Genomic DNA, 16173 nt, shown 5'->3' with positions numbered 1-16173 from the left:
AATGTCAATTATAGGAATTGGGTGCGATATTATTTGTTTCAAACGAATAAAAAAAATAGTTAGTATTTTTGGAAACAAATTTGCAAAAAGAATATTGTCAGAAAATGAATTAAAAAAATTAAATGACATAAATGATAAAATAAATTTTATTGCAAAAAGATTCGTTGTAAAAGAAGCGTTATCAAAAGCTTTAGGCATTGGTTTAAGATATAAAATAAAAATGAAAAACTTTGAATTATTACATAACATTTTTGGTAAACCACAGCTTGTTTTTTTAAAACAAGCTCGAAATATGCTTATAAAATATAATATCAAGTCAATTCATGTAAGTATTAGTGATGAAAAAAAATACGTCTTTTCTGTAGTTATTTTAGAAAATAATTAATTTATAAAATCAATTTAACACCTTTTATTTTTAAAAAAATTTTTTATTAAATCAGTATATACGCGACAATTTATTAATTCATCAATTTGAATTCTATTTTTTAGGTTTGTAAAAATATTATTTGTATTATATATTTTATTAGTTTTAAATTGATATTTTGTACCTAATACCAACCTCGAAATACGGCTGTGTATAATAGCTCCTAAACACATAAGGCATGGTTCTAATGTTATGTATAATGTCGTATTATATAATCTGTAATTTTTTAAAATTTTTCCACCTTCCTTTAATGCAATCATTTCAGCATGGGCTGTTGGATCATTATTTTTAATAGAACAATTAAAACCAGTGCCAATAATATAATCATTAAATACTAAAATAGCTCCTACAGGAACTTCTCCATTTTTTTTTGCTACATATGCTAGCATTAATGCATACTGCATCCAGATGTAGTCTTTTTTACCCAAAACTTTATCCATAAAAAAAAAGTATAAAATGTTAATATTATAATATTTTTAAGTAAATTATTTAAATATTCTTTTCGTTATTATTTGTTTTTGTATATTCCATTGCCTATTTTTTATATTTAGTCGTTTATCTTGTTTAGATTTTCCTTTACCAATTGCTATTGTTAGCTTACACCAAGCTTTTTTCCAATATAAATTCAGTGCTATCAATGTATAACCTTTTATTTTATATTTACCATATAAATAATGTATTTCTTTTTTTGTTAATAACACTTTTATGTTACGTTGGTATTGATATATTTCTGAATAATAACTCTGTGTATAAGGTTGTATATTTATTCCAACTAAATATATTTCATTATCTTTAAAAGATAAATAGCCATTACTAATATCTATTTTTTTTTCTCGGATAGATTTTACCTCCCATCCTTTTAAAATTAAACCTGATTCAATTTTTTTTTCAATAAAAAAATTATAATATGCTTTTTTATTTTCAACAATATGTAATTTATTGTCAGTAAAATTACTTTTATGCATTGCCATATTTTCACAATATATTAATTTTTTTTATTATAACATATTTTCTATTTTGCCACTACAACCATAGCAGGACGTAAAACACGTTCATATAATTTATATCCTTTTTGCATAACCTCAATAATAAAATTTGACTTAATTTGTTCAGATTCTGAGATAGCTATTGCTTGATGTATATTTGGATTAAAAATAATGTTAGATTCATTAATTATTGTCACATTATTTTTTTTAAGCAATTTATTAAATAATTTTAAAATATTATTTAATTCTACTAACACAGGAAGTAAATTTTTATTAGAACTGGATAAATCAATAGCTTTTTCTATATTATCAATATCATTTAAAATAGAAATTATAATATTTGATAAAGCATATTTATTAGCATTATGCACATCTTTTTTTATTCTATTTAACAAAATATTTATATTTTTTTGAGATAATTGTTCAATAAAAGAAATTTCTTTTTCTTCATCTGATATAATATTTTTTAATTCATCAATTGTTTTTTTCATAATATTTTTAACATCTTTTATATTAAGTATATTTTTAAATTTTAATAATTTATTTACTGTAAATAAAACTACAAAATTTTAGATTCCTTAATTAAAGGAGCAATGTAAGATACAGCCATATCCCATGGTTGCTCAATCCATACATTTTGCGGGATATCGATAATGTAATTATCAACTAATTTTCGCCCTTTAGGTTTTGCAAAAATTGTTACAAAATACGCTTTTGGATATATTTTTCTAATTAACCTGGCTGTGCCACCTGTATCAACTAAATCATCTATAATTAATAGATTTTCTTCGGTTAAATTTGATTTTTTAATTAATTTAATTTTTTTTAAGAAATTATAATTGTAACTCGATATACAAATAGTATCTACGTAACGAATACTTAATTCTCTTGCTAATAACGCCGCGGGAACTAATCCTCCTCTAGTTACTGCTATAATATTTTCCCACTTCTTAATTCCCATGACTCGATGAGCCAATTTTTTAGTATATATTTGAAGCATGTCCCATGTAACAATATGTTTCCTATTCATAGAAACTTTGTCGATGTTTTAAAAATGATAAATGAAAATAAAATTAAATTAGTATTATAAAAATATTTTTATATAGTAATTTAATTATATATTATTTAATAAAATAATATCGATAATAAAATACGGTGCGGACGGGATTCGAACCCGTGACCTCTGGCGTGACAAGCCAATATTCTAACCAGCTGAACTACCGCACCAAAATAAAATACTTATAAATTAGAATTTTTTATCCATCCATAGAATTTTTTTTTGACCTATATTTTTCAAATAATTTCTGTGCTCCTTTTGTTCAATTTTTGAAGCTTTTAAAATTCTTAAAGAATTAGAATTTTCAGTAACATCTTGAAGTACTAAATTATTATTTTTTAATATTAAGTTATCTAAATCAATGACTTTTTGTACAGTTGTCATTCTAAGATATATCTTTGCTAAAATATTAGCATCAGTAATAGCACTGTGTAAATTCCTACCAATCGAATTCATTTTATATCTATTGCATAATGCATCTAAATTGTTTTTTTTTCCTGGAAATATTTTTCTGGCAATCTTTAAAGTATCTATAATTTTACAATAAGAAGCAATACTTTTGAATTTATAATTTATATTTTTTATTTCATGATTTAAAAAAGATATATCAAAGTCTGAATTGTGAGCAATAACGATAGAATCTTTAATATATTTTATAAAATCTAAATATACATCTGAAAATTTTGGTTTATCTTTCAGAAATTTACTTGATATGCCATGTATCTTAAATGCTTGTATATCAATTTCTCTACCCGGATTTAAATATACATGAAAGTTATTTCCTGTCAATTTTCTATTGATGATTTCTACTGCTCCAATTTCTATAATTTTATGACCGGAATAAATGAGACCTGTACGATTGAATCCTGTTGTCTCTATATCAAGAGCAATTTTTCTTTGAAGTATATTATTCATAAGGGTAATTTCATTCAATACTTGGAGCTAAGCGGGATTGAACCGCTGACCTCCTGCGTGCAAGGCAGGCGCTCTCCCAGCTGAGCTACAGCCCCTATTATTTTTATAGGCTTAAGTGGATTTGAACCACCGACCTCACCCTTATCAGGGGTGCGCTCTAACCAGCTGAGCTATAAGCCTATTATTTAAGCTGTGAGTATCAAATAATCAATGTGAGCACATCAAAAAATTAATATGCAATTTAATGTAAGGAGGTGATCCAACCGCAGGTTCCCCTACAGTTACCTTGTTACGACTTCACCCCAGTTATGAACCACAAAGTGGTAAGCGTTCTCCGTAAAACGGTTAAACTACTTGCTTCTTTTGCAATTCACTTCCATGGTGTGACGGGCGGTGTGTACAAGGCCCGGGAACGTATTCACCGTGACATTCTGATTCACGATTACTAGCGATTCCGACTTCGTGGAGTCGAGTTGCAGACTCCAGTCCGGACTAAGATACACTTTATGAGATTTGCTTGTCTTTACAGAGTTGCTTCTCTTTGTATGTACCATTGTAGCACGTGTGTAGCCCTGGTCGTAAGGGCCATGATGACTTGACGTCGTCCCCACCTTCCTCCAATTTATAACTGGCAGTCTCCTTTGAGTTCCCGGCCGAACCGATGGCAAAAAAGGATAAGGGTTGCGCTCGTTGCGGGACTTAACCCAACATTTCACAACACGAGCTGACGACAGCCATGCAGCACCTGTCTCATAGTTCCCAAAGGGCACTTTCTTATTTCTAAGAAATTCTATGGATGTCAAGACCAGGTAAGGTTTTTCGCGTTGCATCGAATTAAACCACATGCTCCACCGCTTGTGCGGGCCCCCGTCAATTCATTTGAGTTTTAGCCTTGCGACCGTACTTCCCAGGCGGTCAACTTAATGCGTTAGCTTCGGAAGCCATCTCTCAATGGAAACAACCTCCAAGTTGACATCGTTTACAGCGTGGACTACCAGGGTATCTAATCCTGTTTGCTACCCACGCTTTCGCACCTCAGCGTCAGTTATCGTCTAGGAGGTCGCTTTCGCCACAGGTATTCCTCCAGATATCTACGCATTTCACCGCTACACCTGGAATTCTACCTCCCTCTACGAAACTCTAGATTATTAGTTTTAAATGCAGTTCCTAAGTTAAGCTCAGGTATTTCACATCTAACTTAATAGTCCACCTACGTGCTCTTTACGCCCAGTAATTCCGATTAACGCTTGCACCCCCCGTATTACCGCGGCTGCTGGCACGGAGTTAGCCGGTGCTTCTTTTTCAGGTAACGTCATGGAAGATAGTTATTAGCTATCTTCTTTTCTTCCCTGACGAAAGTACTTTACAACCCGAAGGCCTTCTTCATACACGCGGCATAGCTGCATCAGGCTTTCGCCCATTGTGCAAGATTCCCCACTGCTGCCTCCCGTAGGAGTCTGGACCGTGTCTCAGTTCCAGTGTGGCTGGTTGTCCTCTCAGACCAGCTAGAGATCATCGCCTTGGTAGGCCGTTACCCTACCATCAAGCTAATCTCATCTGGGTTCATCTAAAAGTGTAAGGTTTATAAAGAGAATAAATCCCCTACTTTGGTTTCTCAACATTATGCGGTATTAGCTATCGTTTCCAATAGTTATCCCCCTCTTTTAGGCAGATCCCCAGATATTACTCACCCGTTTGCCGCTCGCCGACAAAAAAGTAAACTTTTTTTCGCTGCCGCTCGACTTGCATGTGTTAGGCTTGCCGCCAGCGTTCAATCTGAGCCATGATCAAACTCTTCAATTAATATCTGCTATTTTTGAAATAACAGGTTAAAGCCTAAAATCTTTATTTTATTAAAAAATATTAATAAAATTATATTCGGCAATTAATTTATTTTGTGCCCACACTAATTATTTGATTAATTTTTAAAGAGCGTATTTCATGAAGTTCTAAACTATATACTACATGATTTAAAAAATATGTCAATATATTTATTATTTTTTTTATATTTATATAAAAAATAATATATTTTACAATTTATAAAAATATTTCAATAGTAATAAATATTAATTGTTTACATTAATATAGTATAGTATTTTATTACATTTATTACAACTAATTTATTAAAAATAGGTAATAATAAAACATGCATATCAAAAAAGTATTAAAAAAATCAATTCATGAAATCCTTACAAATATAAATATACCAAAAGAATATACACATCATATCAAAATTAGCTCAAAATCTAAAATTGGACACTATCAAATTAATGGTATCATGAATGTTTGTAAAATATTGCATTATGATATAAAAATATTGTCTCAAAAAATCATATTATCTATGAAAAACCATATTATATATAAAAAAATAAAATATTCTAATCCAGGCTTTATTAATATTTTTTTACATAGTCAATGGTTATCAGAAAACATTGAAAAAATAATATATTCTCATAGATTAGGAATTATAAAAGAAAAAAAAAAAAAAAATATCATTATAGATTATTCATCTCCAAATATGGCTAAAGAAATGCATGTAGGACATTTACGTTCAACAATTTTAGGAGATGTTATGGCACGTACATTGGAATTTTTAGGACATCATGTAATACGTATTAATCATATTGGTGATTGGGGGTTGCAATTTGGTATGTTAATAGCATTTTTAAATACCAAATATAAAAAATATGAAAATATGAATTTATCATTAAAAAATTTAGAAAAAATTTATCAAAAATCAAAAAAACTATACGAAAAAAGTAAAATTTTTCAAGAAGAAGTAAACCAATGTCTAATTAAATTACATCAAAATGATAATATATATATTAATATATGGAAAAAAATAATACAAACTACAATACAAGCTAATCAAAAAATATACAACTTACTCAATGTAACATTGAAAAATAAACATATTTTTGGAGAAAGTTTCTATATTAAGTTATTACCAAAAATGATATTAGATTTAAAAAATAAAAATATTGCAAAAAAAAAAGATGGAAACACAATTATATATCTAAAACATATAAAGAATAAACACGGGCAACCCATGGGAGTCATTATTCAAAAAAAAAATAATATATTTTTATATACTACTATTGATTTAGCATGTTTGAAATATCGTATTGAAAAACTACATGCAGATAAAATAATATACTACACAGATATTAGACAAAAACAGCATTTTACTCAAATTTTATCTATTGCAAAACAAGCAAAATATATACCAAAAAATTTTCCCTTAGAACATCATACTTTTGGAATGATTCTAAATAAAGAAAACAAACCATTTAAAACTAGAAATGGCCAATTAATTAAATTATATGAATTAATCAAAGAGGCAATAGAAAGATCAAAGAAAATTATAAAATCTAAAAATCCAAATTTAAAAAAAAATAAAATATTACATTTAGCAAAAATAATTGGAATTAGTGCAATTAAATATTTTGATCTTTCTAAAAATCGAAAAAAAAATTACATATTTGATTGGGATAATATGTTATCTTTCCATGGTAATACAGCACTTTATATACAATATACATATACTAGAATTCAATCCATTATAAAAAAATCAAAATTCTCTCCACAGAAAATATATAATCCTGTTATATTAACAACAGATATTGAAATTAATTTATCTATTCAACTACTACAATTCGTTGAAATAATTAAAAAAATAAAAAAAAATGGAACACCACACATATTATGTTTATATTTATTCAAACTATCTTCTTTATTTTCTATTTTTTATGAAAAATACTCTATTAATCATGCTAAAAAAATTAATATTCAGAAAAGTCGATTAAAACTATCGTTTTTAGTAGCAAAAACAATTAAATTAGGATTAAAATTGCTAGGAATTTACACTATAAAATGTATGTAAAATTATACAAATATTTCTAATATTCAATCAAGCTAGTAAATACTATTTTTTTAGCGTGTGATATTTCCAAATCAGACAATATGATTAATTCTGAATTATACTTTCGAAAAAAAGATGATGCAAATGTACGTATGATATGTTTCACCAATATAATTAAAGGAGCGCAAAAATCCTTCTGTTTTTTAATTGCCCGACGTATGCTATTTAAAAATTTATCATTCATAGGATCAAAAAAATTTTTACTAGAATGCATGTTTTTAAGTAATAGATTTTCAAATTCTGGATCTAATCCAATTACATATACATTATCTACATCACAAAAAAAATGTTGATTAATTAATTTTTTTAAAGATAAACGTACAAAACTAATTAATTCATCAATATTTTTATATATTAAACCATATTTAATTAAAGTATACATAATAGTATACATATCACAGATAGGAATATGTTCCAACAATAAATTGTATAATATTTTTTGAAATAAATTTATACTCATAATTTTTGGAACTAATTCTTCAGTTAATTTAGGAAATTTTATAGACATTAACTCTAACACTTGATTTACTTCACGCTTACCCAACAAATCATTCGCACACTGGAACATAATATTTTTTAAATGTATAATAATAACAAATTGAGGATACAAAACATCATATTTATTTTCTATAGCTTCGTAATATCTATGAGGTTGAATCCAAATAAATGGGTATTGAGGTATAATATCAATAATTTGATAACCTAATTTTTTATTAACATATTTTGTTTGTATTGCTAAAAATTTATTCAAATAAACATGCCCTGTACCATATGTTATTCCATTGACTAAAATGCGATAATCAAACATAGATAAGTGATTATTAAAAGAAATACTAATATTACTAGGGAAAAAACCTATTATCTTAGAAAACTCTTTCCGTAATTCAGTGATATAAAGAAATAAATTATTACGATTATCAATATTAATCAATTGAAGAAGTAAAAAACCTATTTCTAATGTAACTACAGTATCTGGACTTAATTGATTCTCCAATGTATTATTCATTTCTTGAGAATAATTCAAATTATCAAGATTAGTATAATTAAGTATCATAGATTTGGGAGAATTATATTTAAAATAATTTACATAACATGAAATCAACATTAATATAAATGAAAATAATAAAAACATTAAATGAGGCATACCTGGAATTAATCCAAAAATTACTAAAAATAAACTGCTTAATATAAAAACTTGTGGATAATAAAAAAATTGTTCAATGATTTGCTCGCTCAGATTTTGATTAGAACTCACTCTAGTAACAATAACTCCTGCTGCTGTTGAAATAATTAACGCCGGAATTTGTGCAACCAATCCATCACCAATAGTTAATAAAGTATAAATTTTTATAGATTTATAAAATGTCATATTATGTTCAATAATACCAATAAACAATCCACCTACAATATTAACAATCATAATTAAAATACCTGCAATAGCATCCCCTCGAACAAATTTACTTGCACCATCCATAGAACCATAAAAATTTGCTTCTTGTGAAATTTTCATACGACGTATTTTTGCTTTTTGAATATTAATTAACCCAGAATTTAAATCTGAATCTATGGCAATTTGTTTTCCGGGCATACTATCTAATATGAACCTTGCACTTACTTCTGCAATACGACCCGCACCTTTTGTAATCACAATAAAATTAATAATCACTAAAATCAAAAATATTATTATTCCAACTGAGAAATTTCCTTGCACTAAAAAATATCCAAAGGCCTTTATAACATTTCCTGCAGCATATGATCCTGTATGTCCATGTAAAAGAATAATTCGCGTAGAAGCAATATTTAAAGAAAGACGTAACAAAGTTGAAAGTAATAAAATAGTTGGAAATACTGAAAATTCTAAAGTATTTCGTATAAATAATGATACCATGAGAACTACGATAGACATTGTAATATTGAAAGTAAACAATATATCTAACAAGAATGGAGGAAAAGGCAATATCATCATAGATAATATCATAAATATTATGATTGGACTAGCCCATGTTTTCCAATTAATTTTTAACACAGAATATAATATATTAAAAAAATACAAAAAATAATACATAATTTCAACACTCAGTATAAAATTTACAAATAAAATTAAAAAATAAAAAAATAAACATAAAAAATCAAAAAATTTTATATTTATAGCTATAATTTGTAAATTATATGAAATATAAATACATTATATAAAATGTAAAAAATCAAATAATTAAAATATAAAAAAACAGATTTAAAATATAAATAAAATTATAAAAAATTATTTTTGTATATTTCCCCTGTATATATTGGATTTACTTTCAGTATCTTTATTTTCGTCTTCTATTTCTTTTCGACTCATTTTTAATTGATTATTGTAATTCCATTTATTCCATAATATATCAATAATTACTACAGGAATCAATCCAATTAAAATAAATATTATAAAATAATAAATCATTTTCAATCCAATCTTTAATGATATCAAAAAAGACAAAAAACTTAAATTAATAATTATAAGAAAAAAATTATTTAAATATAAATAAATAATCAAAAAAATCACTAAAAATTTAAACAAAATATTAAAATATTTAATATAAAATCCATAAGAAATTACATCTTGAAAAATATTCAAAAAATAAAAACGTAAATTATTAATCTGAATAAAATTAATATTCAAAAAATAACCATTAAAAATAATAGAAGACAAAAAGATACCAAAAATATAAATAACAACAAATAACAAAAATAAAAAAAAAATTTTTTTACATTTTAAAATTATCATATTCCAAAAACAGATATGATTAATAATAGAATGATTAAATGAAAAACCTAGAATCATTATTTTACAAAACATAAACATAATATCATAAAAATAAAAATATCCCATAATGATTCCAGTACAACAAATTAATAAAGAATTCAATTCATTAGAAGAATACTTCATACCTTGATTTTGAGCTTTTTTTAGATGTTGATATGTAGCATGTTCAGTTTTTTCTTGCATATCGTCTTGCATAATTTGAAAACCTCACAATTATAAAAGATAGCATACCAATTATAAAAATAAACATATGGTATTAAAATGTATAGTACTTTAAAAATATATCACTAATTTAATTTCATTAAAAAAAATAAATTATCATGTAGTGTAAATATACTATAAACAAGTTATCTATTAAAATATGCGTACAAATCAATATTTATTATATACCCTACAATCAATACCGAAAAATATTGATACATCTAGTCATCAATTAATGTTAAAAGCAGGTTTAGTACGAAAAACACATTCAGGATTATACACCTGGCTTCCCAATGGACTAAAAGTATTACAAAAAATAAAAAAAATTATTAGAAAAGAAATGAATCACATACAAGCTATAGAAATATGTTTTCCTATTCTTCAATCAGACAGTTTATGGAAAAAAAGTAATCGATTTTACCAATACGGGAAAGAACTAATAAAAATATATGATCGAAATCATCATACATTTATACTCAGTCCAACTTATGAAGAAATGGCAACCGATTTTATTAAAAAAGAAATTAAATCATATAAAAAATTGCCAGTAACATTATATCAAATTCAAAAAAAGTTTAGAGATGAAATTAGACCCAGAGGTGGAATTATTAGAGCAAAAGAATTTATTATGAAAGATGCTTATTCTTTCCATTATGATAAAAAATCCTTACAAGATACATATAAAAAAATATATCTAGCATATGAAAGAATATTTAAAAAGATGCAGTTAAAATTTTATTCTGTAAAAGCAGATTGTGGAATTATAGGAGGAAATTATTCTCATGAATTTCAAGCAATTGCAAAAAACGGAGAAGATAAACTTATTATCTTAAAAACATCAGAAAAAAAAAAAAAAATTCAATTAATTACAAAAGATTATATTATAAAAAATTTTTTTTACAAAAAAAAAATACCACTCAAAAATGTACATCAAACAAGTATACTACATAAAAATTTCATAAAAATTTACATTATGAAATATGAAAATAATATCAATCAGAAATTCTTTGGATATATAATACGTGGTGATCATGTATTAAATATAGAAAAAATTATGCAGAAAAAAAATGATGTAAATCATCGCAAAATAGTTTTTCCAACAAAAAAAGAAATGAATAATATTATTCAAAAAATAAAAAAAAAAATTTTTTTTATTCCAATTATTATTGATACACATATTTTATACTTAAAATCTCTAATATTAAAAATGAAAATTAATGAGATATACTATAATATAAATTTTATAGATCAGACATTTCAATCAATTCAAGTTAGTAATATTATAAAATCACCGATAAAAAAAATATACAAGATAAAAAATTGTATTGAAGTTGGACATATATTTCAAATAGGAAAACAATACTCTCAATTTATAGACTTAAAGATATTAAATAAAAATAAAATTAGAGAAACAGTATATATGGGTTGTTATGGTATTGGTGTAACCAGATTAATAGCAGCTATTATCGAACAACACCATGATCAAAAAGGTATTATTTGGCCAAAATGTGTTGCTCCATTTGAATTATTGATCATACCAATTTTTTTTCATAAATGTAAAAAAATAAAAAAAATATCTGAAAAATTATATCATAAGTTTAAAAAAAATAAAATAGAGGTATTACTAGAAGATCGTAACGAACATATTAATGTTATATTTTCTGATGCTAATTTAATAGGTATTCCAAATATTATTATTATTAATAATAATACTCTAAAAAACAATACAGTAGAATATCAAGAAAGAAAAAATATTACGAAAAAAAATATCATAGATATTAAAAATATTTACGAATTTATTATCAATAAAATTAAAAAAAATTAAAATGTAAAATATACATTATTTTTTCCTAATAATATTTTTAAATTATATAATAATTTTTCGCTTAAAGAAACATTCCATCGTGCATGTAATTTAAAATTTGATTGATTATTATACATATTATAACGAAGATAAATTGGTATCTTACCGCCTACATCAGAAAGAATACATTTTTTAATATCATGTAATATGTCTGTATAAAACGTATCATTATTAATTATTAATATTAATTTCTGAATATAAAAATTTCTAGCTTCATCAATACTCATCATAAAATCAGCAATAATTTTATTTGATTTTAAAGGATTACTTAAGACATGTTTCCCAAAAATAATTACAATATCATTTTTTTTAACCTTATTTTTATATAAAGAGATTAAATGATCAAAAAAAATTACTTCAGTATCATGTAATTGATTAGTAATTTCTAAAAACATAATGCGTTTATTTTTTTTAGTTATTTTAAAACGTATAGCAGATACTACCCCAAAAATTTTTTTTATATTTTTTTTAGTAATAAAAATATTTTTTGTATTAGAAACATTAATGTAATAATTTAACTCAATAGCATATTCACGTAAAGGATTTCCAGTTAGATAAAAACCTAATACATCTTTTTCAAAATCTAATTCCATCTTTTCTGACCAAAAAATTTTTTTATTTTTGATTAATTGATCATTTAATATTTTATTTTCTTGATACATAGGCTGTAATAAAGTTAATTGATTAATACATTTTAAATTATTATATTGATTAGAAAAAATTATTGCTTGTTCAATTGATTGCATTAATCGATCTCGTCTTATATTTAAACAATCAAAACATCCAGATAAAATTAATTTTTCCAAAACACGTTTATTAATAAACTTTGATTGTATATTTGTACAAAATTCAAAAAAATTATTAAACTTCTTAATACGCTGTCTTACGCGCATAATTTCTTCTACGACAGATTTTCCAACACCTTTAATAGCACCTAAACCATACACAATATTACGATCGGAGTTAACTTTAAAACAATACTCACTCAAATTAATATTTGGCGGAATAATTTTGATATTCATTCGTATACATTCTTTAATAGAAATATGAATCTTATTTACATTATCAAGATCAGCGCTCATTACAGCTGTCATAAATTCAGCAGGATAATTCGATTTCATCCATAATGTTTGATAGGAAATTAAAGCATAAGCAGCAGAATGTGATTTATTAAAACCATAACCTGAAAATTTTTCTAACAAATCAAATATTTTATTTGAAAATTCATATGATATACCATTTTTTTTAGCATTTTCTTGAAAATCCATACGCTGATCCGACATTTCTTGCACTTTTTTTTTAGACATAGCACGTTGTAATACTTCCGCTTTAGATAATTTATAACCTGATAATACCTGTGCAATTTGCATAACTTGTTCTTGGTATAATATTATCCCGTAAGTCGATTCTAAAATCGGTTTTAAAGATATATGTTGCCATTTAGCATCAGGATAAAAAATAGGCTCTTTACCGTGTTTTCGATTAATAAAATTATCTACCATACCTGATTGTAAAGGTCCAGGACGAAATAATGCAATTAATGAAATAATATCTTCAAAACAATCAGGACGTAATTTGATAATCAAATCCCGCATGCCATACGATTCTAACTGAAATACCGCAATTGTATTACCAGTTTGTAATAGTTGAAAACTTCTGTGATCATTTAATGGTATGTTATTAATGCAAATATTACTCTTATCAGTACGTTTAAGAAATTGATTAATCAGTTTCAGAGCATCATACATAATAGTTAATGTACGTAATCCTAAAAAATCGAACTTTAATAATCCTACATAATCAATATCATTTTTATCTAATTGAGTAATAAAAAAATTATTATCACATTGCAAAGGAGTAAAATCAGTTAATTTTTTTGGAGCAATGACAATACCACCAGCATGTTTTCCGGTATTTCTAATAACACCTTCTAATTTTTGAGCGATATCAATTAAACGTTTGACTTCAATATTTTTTTGATATAATTCTATTAAATGAAATTCATTTGATAAAGCTTGCTTTAAAGTAATTCCAGTATCTAGAGGTATTAACTGTGAAATATTATTAACAAAACCATACGGATATCCTAAAGCACGACCTACATCTCTAATCACTGCCCTGGCAGACATAGTTCCAAAAGTAATAATTTGCGCAACCTTATCCAATCCGTAAAATTTTGCAACATGATCAATTACTAAATCTCTTTTATCCATACAAAAATCAATATCAAAATCAGGCATAGATTTTCTTTCGGGATTTAAAAAACGTTCAAAAATTAAACCAAATTTTAAAGGATCTAATTCAGTAATTTTTAAAACATATGCAACTAATGATCCTGCTCCAGATCCTCTCCCTGGACCAACTGGTATATTATTATCTTTTGCCCACTGCACAAACTCCATAACAATCAAAAAATATCCTGGAAAATTCATTTTATTAATAATATCTAATTCTGTAAATAATCTTTTTTTATATTTCTCAAATATTATCATTCTATTTTTTTGATTTAAATATAAATTACGAAAACGATCTTTTAATCCCTGTACACTTTTCTTAAATAAACAATCCTGCACATTAATTTTTCCAGTTGGAAAAACCGGTAAAAAATATTTTCCGGTAGAAATAACCACATTACAACGTTTTGCAATTTCTACACTATTTTGTAATGCCTCAGGTAAATCATGAAATAACATACACATTTCATGTTCGGTTTTTAGAAACTGTTGTGGACTATAATATCCATTATTTTTATTACAATTAACAGTTACTCCTTGATCAATAGCCAATTTAATATTATGCGTATCAAAACCATGTTCATGTATAAAACAAACATCATTTGTAGCAACAATAGGAATATTTTTTAGAATAGATAATTGAATAACGCATTTTATGTATTGTTCTTCATAAATACGATTCGTACGATGTATTTCAAAATAATAAAAATCAGAAAAATATGTATTATAAAAATCTATAAATAAATTTGCATGATCATAATCTTTATTAACTATATATCTTCCAAAATCCCCATAATATCCCCCAGAAAGAATAATTAATCCAGATTTATATTTTACTAACCAATCTTGGTGTATAATAATATTATTATCTATCGTATTACTACTGTTCTTTTGAGATTGAGCTTTAGAAATTAATATAATAAGATTTTTATAACCAATCTTATTAATAGCTAAAATATTAATTATAGAATCTGTATTGGGAATAAAATTAAATTTGATTCTTAATTTAACCCCAATAATTGGTTTAATTCCATATTTCAAGGCAGCTTGATAAAACTTAATTACACCATAAAAATTACCATAATCAATCATGCCTAAAGCAGGCATATTTAAAGTATAGGCACGTTGAATTAATTCTTGTGGTTTATTCAAACCACTAGTAATAGAGTAATCACTCCTAGTATTTAAATGAATAAATTTAGGTATCATAAGATTGTAAACACAATATTAATAAAATATTAGTAAAATATATTCCAATAATATATTTCATAACAAGATACATAATAAAAATTAAAAAAAATTTAAAACATATTTACATGAAATTTTTGCATAGCAAACAACATGATCTTTAACACAAATTATACCTTGAAAAAAAATAATATCACGGTATTTTTTGATAATATTTACTTTTATAATTAGTTGATCACCGGGAATAACAATTTTTTTAAATTTAACAGAATTTATCCCTGATAAAATATAAAAACCTTTACTACTTCGATATTCCGGATATTTTTTTAACGCTAAAATAATTGCGGATTGTGCTATTGATTCTAACATCAATACACCCGGAAAGATAAATACATCTGGAAAATGACCCTGCAAAAATGGATCATTCAAAGTAATATTTTTAATTGTTTGAATTTGATCGTTACCCGAAAAACATTTTATACGATCAACTAATAAAAATGGATACCTATGAGGTAGTAATTTTAAAATATTTTCCATGCTATTATAAAATTATTGAATGATTTTAACATCAACTCTACT

The 16173-nt window shown here is 25.3% G+C and carries 12 protein-coding genes, 3 tRNA genes and 1 rRNA gene; 3 read left to right on the top strand and 13 right to left on the bottom strand.

Features of this window, described 5'->3' with window-relative positions:
* Position 1 precedes the first annotated feature (1 nt).
* Positions 2-385, top strand: a complete 384-nt coding sequence (gene acpS, locus D9V78_RS00885) for a holo-ACP synthase (protein WP_158350515.1) — start codon at positions 2-4, stop codon at positions 383-385.
* 14 nt (positions 386-399) lie between these two features.
* Here the strand turns inward: acpS and tadA are convergent, their stop codons facing one another.
* The 9 genes from tadA to D9V78_RS00840 form a co-directional block, all read right to left on the bottom strand.
* Entirely contained in the window at positions 400-864 is a 465-nt protein-coding gene (gene tadA, locus D9V78_RS00880; protein WP_158350513.1) for a tRNA adenosine(34) deaminase TadA, read from the bottom strand.
* A 45-nt stretch (positions 865-909) separates the two neighbouring features.
* The gene (gene smpB, locus D9V78_RS00875; RefSeq protein ID WP_158350510.1) at positions 910-1389 is read right to left on the bottom strand and encodes an SsrA-binding protein SmpB; all 480 of its coding nucleotides are present in this window, start codon (positions 1387-1389) and stop codon (positions 910-912) included.
* 47 nt (positions 1390-1436) lie between these two features.
* Positions 1437-1901: a nucleotide exchange factor GrpE gene (locus D9V78_RS00870; RefSeq protein WP_158350508.1), complete on the bottom strand. Its 465-nt coding sequence runs from the start codon at positions 1899-1901 to the stop codon at positions 1437-1439.
* Positions 1902-1969: 68 nt separating this feature from the next.
* The gene (gene gpt, locus D9V78_RS00865) at positions 1970-2440 is read right to left on the bottom strand and encodes a xanthine phosphoribosyltransferase (protein WP_158350506.1); all 471 of its coding nucleotides are present in this window, start codon (positions 2438-2440) and stop codon (positions 1970-1972) included.
* Positions 2441-2563: 123 nt separating this feature from the next.
* Positions 2564-2637 (bottom strand) — tRNA-Asp (locus D9V78_RS00860).
* Positions 2638-2656: 19 nt separating this feature from the next.
* Positions 2657-3382 carry a DNA polymerase III subunit epsilon gene (gene dnaQ / locus D9V78_RS00855; protein WP_158350504.1) on the bottom strand — a complete coding sequence of 242 codons (726 nt, stop codon included), beginning with the start codon at positions 3380-3382 and terminating at the stop codon, positions 2657-2659.
* Positions 3383-3404: 22 nt separating this feature from the next.
* A tRNA-Ala gene (locus tag D9V78_RS00850) sits at positions 3405-3477 on the bottom strand.
* A gap of 11 nt (positions 3478-3488) precedes the next feature.
* A tRNA-Ile gene (locus tag D9V78_RS00845) sits at positions 3489-3562 on the bottom strand.
* A gap of 67 nt (positions 3563-3629) precedes the next feature.
* Positions 3630-5185: ribosomal RNA gene (locus D9V78_RS00840) — 16S ribosomal RNA — on the bottom strand.
* 343 nt (positions 5186-5528) lie between these two features.
* Between D9V78_RS00840 and argS the strand changes: the two genes are divergently transcribed.
* Positions 5529-7265: an arginine--tRNA ligase gene (gene argS, locus D9V78_RS00835; protein WP_158350502.1), complete on the top strand. Its 1737-nt coding sequence runs from the start codon at positions 5529-5531 to the stop codon at positions 7263-7265.
* Positions 7266-7281: 16 nt separating this feature from the next.
* On the opposite strand, the gene D9V78_RS00830 is transcribed toward argS, so the two are convergent.
* Entirely contained in the window at positions 7282-9330 is a 2049-nt protein-coding gene (locus tag D9V78_RS00830; RefSeq protein WP_187306117.1) for an FHIPEP family type III secretion protein, read from the bottom strand.
* A gap of 234 nt (positions 9331-9564) precedes the next feature.
* On the bottom strand, positions 9565-10302 hold the full coding sequence (locus tag D9V78_RS00825) for an EscU/YscU/HrcU family type III secretion system export apparatus switch protein (protein ID WP_158350498.1): 738 nt from the start codon (positions 10300-10302) through the stop codon (positions 9565-9567).
* Positions 10303-10468: 166 nt separating this feature from the next.
* Between D9V78_RS00825 and proS the strand changes: the two genes are divergently transcribed.
* Positions 10469-12133 carry a proline--tRNA ligase gene (gene proS, locus D9V78_RS00820; protein ID WP_158350496.1) on the top strand — a complete coding sequence of 555 codons (1665 nt, stop codon included), beginning with the start codon at positions 10469-10471 and terminating at the stop codon, positions 12131-12133.
* Here proS and dnaE read toward each other — a convergent pair.
* Both dnaE and fabZ read right to left on the bottom strand, forming a co-directional pair.
* Positions 12130-15615, bottom strand: a complete 3486-nt coding sequence (dnaE, locus tag D9V78_RS00815; protein ID WP_158350494.1) for a DNA polymerase III subunit alpha — start codon at positions 15613-15615, stop codon at positions 12130-12132. The genes proS and dnaE overlap by 4 nt on opposite strands.
* A gap of 81 nt (positions 15616-15696) precedes the next feature.
* Positions 15697-16131, bottom strand: a complete 435-nt coding sequence (gene fabZ, locus D9V78_RS00810) for a 3-hydroxyacyl-ACP dehydratase FabZ (RefSeq protein ID WP_158350492.1) — start codon at positions 16129-16131, stop codon at positions 15697-15699.
* Positions 16132-16173 lie beyond the last annotated feature (42 nt).

This window comes from Buchnera aphidicola (Sarucallis kahawaluokalani), from assembly GCF_005080725.1.
GTDB classification, from domain to species: domain Bacteria; phylum Pseudomonadota; class Gammaproteobacteria; order Enterobacterales; family Enterobacteriaceae; genus Buchnera_L; species Buchnera_L aphidicola_AF.
Note: the sequence above shows the minus strand (reverse complement) of the source record. Positions and strands in the feature narration are given on the sequence as shown.

Bases quoted from the DNA above. Each gene is read 5' to 3' on its own strand.
- fabZ (WP_158350492.1), bottom strand. From the start codon at position 16,131: ATGGAAAATATTTTAAAATTACTACCTCATAGGTATCCATTTTTATTA.
- dnaQ (WP_158350504.1), bottom strand. From the start codon at position 3,382: ATGAATAATATACTTCAAAGAAAAATTGCTCTTGATATAGAGACAACA.
- D9V78_RS00870 (WP_158350508.1), bottom strand. From the start codon at position 1,901: ATGAAAAAAACAATTGATGAATTAAAAAATATTATATCAGATGAAGAA.
- dnaE (WP_158350494.1), bottom strand. From the start codon at position 15,615: ATGATACCTAAATTTATTCATTTAAATACTAGGAGTGATTACTCTATT.
- gpt (WP_158350506.1), bottom strand. From the start codon at position 2,440: ATGAATAGGAAACATATTGTTACATGGGACATGCTTCAAATATATACT.
- argS (WP_158350502.1), top strand. From the start codon at position 5,529: ATGCATATCAAAAAAGTATTAAAAAAATCAATTCATGAAATCCTTACA.
- D9V78_RS00825 (WP_158350498.1), bottom strand. From the start codon at position 10,302: ATGCAAGACGATATGCAAGAAAAAACTGAACATGCTACATATCAACAT.
- tadA (WP_158350513.1), bottom strand. From the start codon at position 864: ATGGATAAAGTTTTGGGTAAAAAAGACTACATCTGGATGCAGTATGCA.
- proS (WP_158350496.1), top strand. From the start codon at position 10,469: ATGCGTACAAATCAATATTTATTATATACCCTACAATCAATACCGAAA.
- acpS (WP_158350515.1), top strand. From the start codon at position 2: ATGTCAATTATAGGAATTGGGTGCGATATTATTTGTTTCAAACGAATA.
- smpB (WP_158350510.1), bottom strand. From the start codon at position 1,389: ATGCATAAAAGTAATTTTACTGACAATAAATTACATATTGTTGAAAAT.